The 10,128-nt window shown below is 57.9% G+C and carries 10 protein-coding genes and 1 tRNA gene; 6 read left to right on the forward strand and 5 right to left on the reverse strand.

Translation table 11 applies throughout. The features are described 5' to 3' along the window. Positions 1 to 200: 200 nt before the first annotated feature. Positions 201 to 1,637 (reverse strand): NAD(P)-dependent oxidoreductase, encoded by a 1,437-nt coding sequence (locus tag E2L05_RS07490; protein ID WP_133342300.1) that lies wholly within the window; start codon positions 1,635 to 1,637, stop codon positions 201 to 203. A 197-nt stretch (positions 1,638 to 1,834) separates the two neighbouring features. Here E2L05_RS07490 and E2L05_RS07495 point away from each other — a divergent pair, with 197 nt between their 5' ends. Then, positions 1,835 to 2,638 (forward strand): undecaprenyl-diphosphate phosphatase, encoded by an 804-nt coding sequence (locus E2L05_RS07495; protein WP_133342301.1) that lies wholly within the window; start codon positions 1,835 to 1,837, stop codon positions 2,636 to 2,638. A gap of 15 nt (positions 2,639 to 2,653) precedes the next feature. Here E2L05_RS07495 and E2L05_RS07500 read toward each other — a convergent pair whose 3' ends face one another. After that, the gene (locus E2L05_RS07500; RefSeq protein ID WP_133342302.1) at positions 2,654 to 3,637 is read right to left on the reverse strand and encodes a complex I NDUFA9 subunit family protein; all 984 of its coding nucleotides are present in this window, start codon (positions 3,635 to 3,637) and stop codon (positions 2,654 to 2,656) included. A 139-nt stretch (positions 3,638 to 3,776) separates the two neighbouring features. Here E2L05_RS07500 and E2L05_RS07505 point away from each other — a divergent pair. Further along, positions 3,777 to 3,862: transfer RNA gene (locus E2L05_RS07505), tRNA-Leu, on the forward strand. Between the two features lie 426 nt (positions 3,863 to 4,288). Here the strand turns inward: E2L05_RS07505 and E2L05_RS07510 are convergent. After that, a complete protein-coding gene (locus E2L05_RS07510) occupies positions 4,289 to 5,596 on the reverse strand; it encodes a glycerate kinase type-2 family protein (RefSeq protein ID WP_243721902.1) in 1,308 nt (435 codons plus the stop codon). Between the two features lie 184 nt (positions 5,597 to 5,780). Next, positions 5,781 to 6,311 (reverse strand): isopentenyl-diphosphate Delta-isomerase, encoded by a 531-nt coding sequence (idi, locus tag E2L05_RS07515; RefSeq protein ID WP_133342303.1) that lies wholly within the window; start codon positions 6,309 to 6,311, stop codon positions 5,781 to 5,783. 296 nt (positions 6,312 to 6,607) lie between these two features. Here idi and E2L05_RS07520 point away from each other — a divergent pair, with 296 nt between their 5' ends. Further along, entirely contained in the window at positions 6,608 to 7,036 is a 429-nt protein-coding gene (locus E2L05_RS07520) for a c-type cytochrome (RefSeq protein ID WP_133342304.1), read from the forward strand. A 90-nt stretch (positions 7,037 to 7,126) separates the two neighbouring features. Here E2L05_RS07520 and E2L05_RS07525 read toward each other — a convergent pair whose 3' ends face one another. Beyond that, positions 7,127 to 7,669, reverse strand: coding sequence for a fasciclin domain-containing protein (locus E2L05_RS07525; RefSeq protein WP_133342305.1), 543 nt, complete (start codon positions 7,667 to 7,669; stop codon positions 7,127 to 7,129). A gap of 105 nt (positions 7,670 to 7,774) precedes the next feature. Here E2L05_RS07525 and tnpA point away from each other — a divergent pair, with 105 nt between their 5' ends. The 3 genes from tnpA (at position 7,775) to tnpC (ending at position 10,100) form a co-directional block, all read left to right on the forward strand. Continuing rightward, positions 7,775 to 8,179, forward strand: coding sequence for an IS66-like element accessory protein TnpA (tnpA, locus tag E2L05_RS07530; RefSeq protein WP_133342306.1), 405 nt, complete (start codon positions 7,775 to 7,777; stop codon positions 8,177 to 8,179). After that, the gene (gene tnpB, locus E2L05_RS07535) at positions 8,176 to 8,523 is read left to right on the forward strand and encodes an IS66 family insertion sequence element accessory protein TnpB (RefSeq protein ID WP_133342307.1); all 348 of its coding nucleotides are present in this window, start codon (positions 8,176 to 8,178) and stop codon (positions 8,521 to 8,523) included. Before tnpA ends, tnpB begins: the two co-directional genes overlap by 4 nt. 68 nt (positions 8,524 to 8,591) lie before the next feature. After that, positions 8,592 to 10,100, forward strand: a complete 1,509-nt coding sequence (gene tnpC / locus E2L05_RS07540) for an IS66 family transposase (protein ID WP_133342308.1) — start codon at positions 8,592 to 8,594, stop codon at positions 10,098 to 10,100. Positions 10,101 to 10,128: the final 28 nt, after the last annotated feature.

Consider the following 10,128-nt stretch of genomic DNA (forward strand, 5'->3'; position numbering starts at 1 on the left):
CGGCCCTCCTGAGCTGGTCCCAAAATCCGCGCCTATGGCCCGGTCTGGTCTGGCGTCTTTCCCTGCGGTCGGCGCACGGCCCAACCGGGCCGCTGCTGTCGTCGTTTCCTGCCCCCTTGGGGAAAGATCAGAATTGCCTTTAGGCTCCCGCTTGGCCAGTCCCACACCACCTGTTCGGGACCGGAAAAGTGGCAAGTGCCTTATTCTGCAGCAACCATGGCGCTGCGCTGCTCGAAACGTTCCAACATCGCTTGCGCCGCTTCGCGTCCGTCCCGGATCGCCCAAACTACGAGCGAGGCACCGCGCACGATGTCACCCACGGCATAGACGCCGTCCATGCTGGTCGCATGCGTGCGGAAGTCGGCCTTGATCGTGCCCCACCGGGTGACCTCAAGCTCCGGCTCGCCCCAAAGAGTTGGCAGGTCTTCTGGTTCAAAACCCAGCGCTTTGACGACAAGATCCGCCTTTTCGACGTAATCTGCGCCTTCGATAAGTTCGGGAACCTGGCGACCGGTTGCGTCAGGCTGGCCAAGGCGCATTTTCTGCACCATCACACCATCGACCTTGTCACCGGTGAAGCCTTTCGGCGCAGACAGCCAAACAAATTCCACGCCTTCTTCTTCGGCGTTGGCAACTTCGCGTTGGCTGCCCGGCATATTGGCCCGGTCACGGCGGTACAGACATTTCACGCTTTCCGCGCCCTGACGAACCGCCGTACGCACGCAATCCATCGCGGTGTCGCCACCGCCAATAACAACCACGTTCTTGCCTGAGGCGTTCAACTCGCCGCTTTCGTATTCTTCAACCGTGTCGCCAAAGCTTACGCGATTAGACGCAGTCAGATAGTCAATCGCGCGGACGATACCGTCAGCATTGCTACCCGGCCCCTGCAAATCACGGGTCTTGTAAACACCTGTCGCAATCAGAACCGCGTCATGCGCGCCCCGGATTGCCGAGAACGTGATGTCATCACCCACGTTGCAGTTCAGCCGGAACTGGACACCGCCGTCTTCAAGCTGATCCATCCGCTTCATGACAATGTCTTTTTCCAGCTTGAAGCCGGGGATGCCATAGGTCAGCAAACCACCGCCGCGATCATAGCGGTCATACACCGTCACCTGAATGCCGGCGCGGCGCAGCATGTCTGCTGCGGCCAATCCGCCCGGTCCGGCGCCAATGATGCCAACGCTTTCATCGCGCTCTACGGCAGGGCGGATCGGTTTGACCCAACCCTCTTCAAAGGCGGTGTCAGTAATGTATTTTTCGACGGCACCGATGGTTACGGTTCCGTGGCCGGACTGCTCGATCACGCAGTTGCCTTCGCACAGACGGTCTTGTGGGCAGATGCGGCCACAGATTTCTGGGAATGTGTTGGTTTCCTGGCTTAGCTCATACGCTTCGCGCAGGCGACCGGTGGCTGTCATGTTCAGCCAATCGGGAATGTTGTTGTGCAACGGGCAATGCGATTGGCAATACGGCACACCGCACTGACTGCACCGAGAGGCTTGCTCTTCGGCCTTTTGTGTGGCGAACTCGGCGTAAATCTCACCGAAGTCCTTGTTGCGTAGATTGGGCGCACGCTTCTCCGGCATATCCCGTGCTACAGACACGAACTGAAGCATTTTTTGCTTGGCCATTTCCCGCCTCCAAATCAAGTTGCCGCCTTTTAGACATGTCTGGGACAAATGAAAAGTCATAAAGTATGACCTATAATTGCCTAATACACACCCCACATGCATTTTTCTGGGCCTTGCCAGCAAAAATAAGGTAATCAATGCTGACCTTAATGCGGTCTTTCACCCAATTCTCAAACACTTGACCCAGAGACACCCCTATGCCGTTGTTCCACTTGTTCCTCGTAGCGGTGATTCAAGGAATCACCGAGTTTCTTCCCATCTCCTCATCTGGCCACCTTATCCTGCTGCCAAATCTTACCGGAATGGCCGACCAAGGGTTGGTTATTGACGTCGCCGTTCACGTCGGCACGCTGTTCGCCGTCGTCTTGTATTTCTGGTCTGACGTTCGCGCTGCTGCCCTCGGCAGTTTGCGACTTTTGCGCGGTAAAGTAGACACGCCAGGTGCCTTTCTTGCACTTTGCCTGATCGTGGCGACAATTCCGGTGGTCATCGCCGGACTCGCCATGAAGCTGACGGGCCTGAACGACGCGATGCGGTCCACAGCCGTCATTGGCTGGACAATGTTGATCTTTGGAATCGTGCTGTATTTCGCAGACCAGAAAGCCGCGGAAACCCGCAAGGCTGAAGAATGGAGTCTGAAGCACGCCATTATAATGGGTCTGTGGCAGGTTATTGCTTTGATCCCCGGGACATCGCGCTCAGGCATCACAATCACCGGGGCGCGCACCCTCGGCTATGAACGCGAGAGCGCAGCAAAGCTCTCGATGCTGATGTCGATCCCAACCATTGCGATGGCAGGTATGCTGTTGGGTCTGGATGTTATTGGCGAAGGGAATGCAGCGGCAGCAAAAGACGGTGCGATCGCGGCCGGTTTTGCCTTTGTCTCAGCGCTTTTGGCGCTCACCTTGATGATGCGCCTTCTGCGATCCGTCAGTTTCACGCCTTATGTGATCTATCGAATCGTCTTTGGTATCATTTTGCTGGGTGTCGCTTACTTGTAAGCAACACCCGGTCGATCAGCCTTTAAGGTTCCGGGCCGACTCGGTCATTTCAGCGTATTGGCCAGTCGGGCGGAACCGCCACAAATAATCAGGCAGAACAGCGCCCATCGAGACTGGGCTAATCCCAAGATCTGCAAGACCCTTCGCGCCATCTGATACGACATTGTCGTTCTTCAGGTTTGCCACTTGGTCTTTCGTGATCATCTTGTTTTCAAACAGCCCAAAAGAAAGCGACTGCAACACATCAAAACTGCTGCCCATCAAGCCGGCAATCGCGAAGGGGATGTTCACGACCAGCCGACGCCGACGGATGACCTGAAGCATCTCAGCCATCAATTCGCGGAAGCTTTTCACGTCAGGTCCACCCAGCTCATAAACGCCCGGTTCTGCTTTGCCCAGAACGCCCATGACGGCCGCCTCGGCGACGTTATCAACGTACACGGGTTGAAATTTCGTGTCAGCGCCGACCACAGGCAATACTGGCCCCATCCGCGACATAGAGGCGAAGCGGTTAAAGAACTCGTCCTCCGAGCCAAAGACAACCGACGGGCGCAAGATTACCGCATTTGGTTGATACTCAAGCACGCCTGCCTCACCAGCCGCTTTTGTACGGGCATAGTCGCTATCGCTGTCAGCATCGGCACCAATCGCGGAAATTTGGACCATCTGAGTGATCCCCGCTTCGGCTGAAAGGCGGGCGATCCGTGCAGCACCTTCGGCTTGGACTGCGTCAAAACCGTTTTTTCCGTATGCGTTGAGAATACCGACGCAGTTTACAACCGCATCCGCACCGCCCAGAACCTGCCGGACCGACGCATCGTCGCGAATATTGCAAAAGATTGGCTCAACCTGCCCGACCGCGCCATAAGGGCGAACGAATCCCGCCTCATCAGGGCGGCGCACGGCGACACGAACCCGCCATCCTTCTTTCGCCATTCGACGTGCAATATAACGGCCGATAAACCCGGACCCGCCAAAGATGGTGACTAGTTTCGACATCACAGCCTCCGCATATACTATGCTGCTGATAACTGGCCTGCCGGTCCCGAACAAGGCACATCACGTCGCGGGGAAAATTGCGCGCAAGACGTGTTGACACCCCCGAACCGTGCCGGTAGATGCCCTCCTCACGACACCTGCCCAGGTGGCGGAATGGTAGACGCGCTAGCTTCAGGTGCTAGTGTCCGTATGGACGTGGAGGTTCGAGTCCTCTCCTGGGCACCAAACTTCTCAAATTTATTTGCAACAGATCGACGCGTTGTGCGCCTTTTGGGTCTGCTGTTCGGCGCAGTTTTGCCGTTTCGATCGCGAAGCTTACGTCACCACCAAGAATGAAAAGAGCCAACCAAAGCGTCCGCTTTGATGTTGCGAGCTATGGCGCCATCGCGTCCGCCAGTTGGGGGTATCCCGTCCGGCGGCACGCTCCCGTCATCAATTTCGGGCTTTCAGATAGTATCCGTTTTCTGGCCTTAGCTGATGCAATCAGGGTCAAGCTGGACAGGAACGCGAATCGAAGACGCTGCACGACGATCACTGCTGCGGTCATTGACCGTAACCGCGCACATAGATGCCGGACGTATACGCTCGTTTATTCTTGTCGGCCGTGATGTTAGGGCGCTGATCGGCTCGTCGAATCTGGAGTGCCGGTGACTAGTGTTCCTCAGCCGGCTCAGCAGTAACCAAGAACGCTCGAAAATCGTTCACGTTGGTTCCGGTTGGCCCCGGTACAAACAAATCGCCAGCCGCGTCGAAGCCGCCCCAAGCGTCATTCTGGGCCAAAGCCGTGGCCGGGTCAAAACCGCCCGCACGCATCCGCGCTGTGCTTTGCCCATCCGCAAAAGCACCGGCATTGTCCTCGGACCCGTCAATTCCATCCGTGTCAGCCGCCAAGGCCGCAACTCCTTCGATGCCTTCCAGAGCGATTGCCGCCGCGAGCAGGAACTCTGAATTTCGGCCCCCGCGACCGCCTTTGCCACGCAGGGTTACCGTTGTCTCTCCCCCCGAAAGTATGACCACCGGTGCCGTGAAGGGGCGGCCACGTGCAACCACTTCCCGCACGATGGCGGCATGGACTTGACCCACATCGCGAGCCTCTCCCTCGATCGCGTCAGACAAAATGACAGCCGGAATCCCCTGCGCCTCAGAAGCTTGTGCTGCCGCCTCAAGCGATATCCGTGCAGAAGCAATTACCCGTACCTCGTTTCGGGAAAACACGGCATCGGCTGGATCTGGCGCAGATGCACTTTGCTGCCTCAGATGCGCCATAATAGTGTCCGGCAGCGCAATGCCGCGACTTTCGATCATCGCCAAAGCGTCCGCAAGACCGACCCCGTCGGGCACAGTTGGTCCAGAGGCGACCTGCGCCGGATCATCCCCCGGCACATCCGATACAACCAGACTTACAACACGCGCCGGGGCTGCTGCTGCAGCCAACCTGCCGCCCTTGATGCAGCTGACATGTTTACGAATGGCATTCATGACCCCAATCGGCGCGCCAGACGCCAAAAGCGCGGTGTTCAAGGCCTGCTCATCGGACAAAGTCAAACCGTCGGGCGGCGCAGGCAGCAGAGACGAGCCGCCGCCGCACACCAGCGCCACAACAAGATCGTCAGGCCCAAGGCCAGCGACGGCCTCGAACAAGGCGCTCGACGCAACCAGCCCAGCATCATCGGGAACCGGGTGCGACGCTTCCAGAACTTGGAGGTATTCACAAGGCGCTGCGTAACCGTAGCGCGTCACCACAACGCCAGTAAGCGGCCCGTCCCATAGTTTTTCGAATGCCGCCGCTAGTTGCGCTGCGCCCTTCCCGGCGCCAATGACAACCGTGCGCCCTTTGGGCTTCGCGGGCAGAGCATTGCGCAGCGCCTGTACCGGATCTGCCGCCGCAACCGCAGCATCAAACAGTCCCGTCAAGAACTTTCGTGCCCCTGCGTCCATATCTTGCGGTGTCTCAATCATCGTGCGCCCATCCTAATCAGGATTTTCAAATCACCCTATCGATACTGGAATGTATCGAATGCGCGCGGGATATCGTCCAGATCAAATTGAGCATTCATGAAGACACTCCCATCAATGCGCCATTGATCAATCGTGCTCACCCCGGCAATGCAGGCAAAATTGGGGACAACGACAAGCCGCAGTGTCAGACCCGAACAAGGTTTCCAAAAATGGTGTCTTTGTGTTCTTCCAGATAAATCCGCAACCATGGCGTAAACCGCCCTGGTCGGCGCGTGACTTCGGCGGCCAGATCGTACAGGCCGACCCACTCGACCTGCATCACCTCATCGCGATTTGGCAAGACGTTCAGGTCCTTGGACGCTGTCGCAACGAACAAGTCGACCACTTCATGCTCGACCATGCCGCCGCCCACGTCCGCCCGATACTCAACCGTATCGCGTTTCGCTGGGTAGACGCCGGTGATGCCCAATTCTTCGTTCAGACGTCGCACGGCGCAGTCGGCCGGGTTCTCGCCCCAAGCGGGGTGCGTGCAGCATGTATTCGCCCAAAGACCAGGCGTATGGTATTTCGACATGGCGCGGCGTTGGATCAGAACATTCTGACCGTCCATGATGAAGACGGAAACAGCCTTGTGCCGCAGCCCCTCGCGATGAACTGCAAGTTTCTCGACCGGGGTCAGTTCGCCATTCACCCAAGCAGGGATAAGATCGGTCATAGTGCGGGCCTCATCCCGGGCGGTTTAGGTCATACGGCTGCAGCGCGCGTGGCGCTCTGCCGTGCTGATACCGCAATCTAATCGCGCCAAGCTTCAATTTGCACCCCGGCAACATGACACAGGGACACTATTGTCGGGCTTCACAAAAACTGCCCTTTGGTAATAATATGAAATTCCGCATGTGTTGTTACGCATCAATCCTTGCATCGCAGGGTGAACTGCGCGACGAAGTTGTGGCAACGTTCCAGAGGCGCACTATCGTCTGTGGGGAAGACACTGCAAAATGGGAGCACTACATGACCAAGCTTTTCGCCGCATTTGCGGCAACCGCGCTGATAACCCTGCCAATCGCAGCCTCCGCCCAATCCGGCGATGCTGCAGCCGGCGAGAAAGCCTTTCGCGGATGTCAGGCATGCCACGTTGTCGTAAATGACGCAGGCGAAACCCTTGCTGGCCGCAACGCCAAAACTGGCCCCAACCTTTACGGTGTGGTCAATCGCGCCGCCGGGGCTGTGGACGGATTCCGCTATTCTGACTCCCTCGCAGCAGCGGGTGAAGCCGGTCTCGTTTGGGACGAAGCAGCATTTACTGCCTATGTTCAGGACCCGACTGGCTATCTGCGCGAGTACTTGGACGACAGCGGCGCTCGTGGCGCGATGTCTTACAAAGTGCGCAAAGAGGCAGACGCTGTGAACCTGTTCGCTTACTTCGCCAGCCTTCAGTAACAAACTGACGCTGTCAGATACTTCTCACAAAAAAGGCCCCCTTCAAGGGGCCTTTTATTTTGCTCTGGGGGAAGGGGAGGTGGGGACCGATTACGACGCCGGCAGCAAGACCCGGTCAATCACGTGGATCACACCGTTAGATTGGTCCACATCGGCAATCGTAACGTTTGCAACGCGGCCACGCTCGTCCTCTATCATGATCTCGTTGCCCGAGTAGCGCGCCTGTAGCATGCAGCCGCCAACGGTTGGAACTGGATGAACGCCGCCATCATCGTCAATCATACCCTTGATTGCAGTCGACATGGCGTCGGCAGATACAACATGGCAGGCAAGAATTTTGGTCAACTGCGCCTTGTGTTCGGGCATCAGAAGTTTGGCCAGCGCATCATCGTCTATTTTGTCAAACGCGGCATTTGTCGGGGCAAATACAGTGAAAGGGCCAGGGCCGGACAGGGTGTCGACTAATCCGGCCGCCTGTACCGCCGCGACAAGAGTTGTATGATCAGCGGAGTTGACAGCGTTCTCGACGATGTTCTTTGACGGGAACATTTCTGCACCGCCCACCATAGGATTTTCGGCCATTGCAGCGGTTGCAGTCAGGGCGAGGCAGGCGGCGTATACGGTCGTTTTCATGGGTCGTCTCCGTGTGATTTGTATGCGTCCGGTGTGACTGCCCTGCCTGCATGATAGAGTGGGTGATAATGTCCACTATCGATAGTGGACATCTTGAGGTTTGTTATGGCGGGGAAGAAGGGCTTGAAGAAGCGGGTCTGGTCGGATGACGAGAAACGCACGATTTGCGCGCAGACACTGACATCGGGCGTTTCGGTTGCACAGGTTGCGCGGCGCTATTCGATGAATGCGAACTTGATTTTCAAATGGCTGAAGGATCCCCGATTTGCGCCGATAGAGAGCCGCGTATCTACCGTTGATGCCGTGGATGAGAGCATTTTTCTCCCTGTGGAGATTGCAGCGCCGCCACTGGAGAGCGCCGAACGTGCGCATGGTGCGGAGGATCCTCCTTGTTGCGCGATCAGCGCGGAGCGGGTGGACATTACCCTGTCGGACGGGCGGCGCATTCTTGTTGAAGGTCCGACGGCCCTGTCATCGGTTGTTGGCCTGATCCATGGGCTGACAGCATGATCCCGGTGCCGAGCAATACGCGCGTTTGGTTGGCGGCGGGCGTGACGGACATGCGGCGCGGGTTTAATACGCTGGCGGCGCAGACGGAGAAGGAGCTCGCTGAGGATCCTTATTCGGGGCATCTGTTCGTCTTCCGTGGGCGTCGCGGCGATCTGTTGAAGATCATCTGGTGGGACACCCAAGGCGCATGCCTTTTCATGAAGCGCCTTGAGAAGGGTCGGTTTGTCTGGCCAGCTGCCAAAGACGGCAAAGTGCACATGACGGCGGCGCAGCTTTCGATGCTGCTGGAAGGCATTGACTGGCGCACACCGCAGCGAACATGGCGGCCAACGCGGGCTGGTTAGTCCAATAAAATATAGGGTTTGGCGCATTCCCCGTTCCGTTTGGCAGGTTGAGCGGATATAAATTGCCCATGCGTGAGACCTTCAAATCCCTGCCCGAAGACCCTGCTGAACTGCGCGCAGTCAGTGAGCTTTTGGTCGCTGAAGTGAAGTCGCAAGCCTATCAAATCGAGAAGCTGAAGAATGAACTGGCGGGACATCGCAAGGCGCGTTTCGGCAGCAAATCCGAGACCATGGATCAACTGGCCTTCGATCTGCAGGAAGACGCCGAGATCGAAGCCGCCGCAGCACAACAGACAGTGCTCACAGGCGAAGCCGATGATCAGGCCACCGACAAACGCAGCCACAATCGCGCGCCGCTGCCTGACCACCTTCAGCGACAAGACGAGATCATTTCACCCGGTGACACCTGCGGCGATTGTGGCGGCGCGCTCAAGCCGCTCGGCGAAGATGTGACGCAAGAGCTGGAATACGTCCCCGGCCACTTTGTGGTTAGGCGGATCGTGCGTCCGCGCATGACCTGCACCTGCTGCGAGGCTTTCGCCCAGGTCGAACTACCCTCGCGCCCGATCAACCGCGGCCGCCCTGGACCGGGTCTGTTGGCGCATGTTCTGGTCGGGAAATATTGTGATCACCTGCCGTTATATCGCCAGTCTGAGATCTATGCGCGCGAAAAAGTCGATCTGCATCGCTCCACGCTGACCGATTGGGTTGGGCGATCAACGACGCTGTTGGAACCACTGGCCACCCACATCGGCAAACTCGTGCGCGCCGGGCCTGCGCTGTTCGCGGATGACACGCCGGTCAAGATGCAGGCCAAAGGCCGCGCGCAAACCGCACGGTTGTGGAGTTATGTCCGCGATGAACGCCCATGGTGCGGGCAAGCGCCACCCTGTGCGTGGTATCAGTTCAGCGTGGACCGTAAAGGCGAGCACCCCTCATCCCACCTCAAGGGGTATCAGGGCGTGATCCATGCCGATGGGTTCACCGGCTTCAATGGTCTATTCGGGGCCGATCGCGCCAGCGAGCAGGCCTGCATGGTCCATGTGCGCCGCAAGTTTGTCGATATCTATGAAAGCGAAGGCTCTGTCATCGCCCAGCAAGCGATCAAGCGGATCGCGAGCCTCTATGCTGTGGAAAAAGAGGCCCGCTACAAACCGGCTGAAGACCGCGTGGCGCTGCGACAAGAAAAGGCAAAGCCGATCTTCGACGATCTCGAGGCGTGGCTCACCCTGCAACTCCCCAAGATCTCCGGCAAATCGACCCTCGCAGCGGCAATCCGATACGCGCTCGGGCGCATGCCGAAAGCGCGGGCATATCTCGAAGACGGCACGCTGGAGCTGGACAACAATATCTGTGAGCGATCAATCAGGCCGGTGACTCTGGGCCGCAAAAACTATCTGTTCATGGGCTCAAAGGGCGGCGGCGATGCTGCGGCCGTCGCCTACACCCTCATCGAGACCTGCCGCATGAACAAGCTCGACCCCGAAGCCTGGCTGACCTGGGTTCTCGCGCGCGTCTCCGATCAAAAGATGACCCAGCTCGAAGACCTCATGCCCTGGAACCGGACGCCAGAATAAGTCAACACCAGTCAGACCGGACGCATAC

It is taken from the genome of Meridianimarinicoccus aquatilis (genome assembly GCF_004358675.1).
Lineage (GTDB): Bacteria > Pseudomonadota > Alphaproteobacteria > Rhodobacterales > Rhodobacteraceae > Meridianimarinicoccus > Meridianimarinicoccus aquatilis.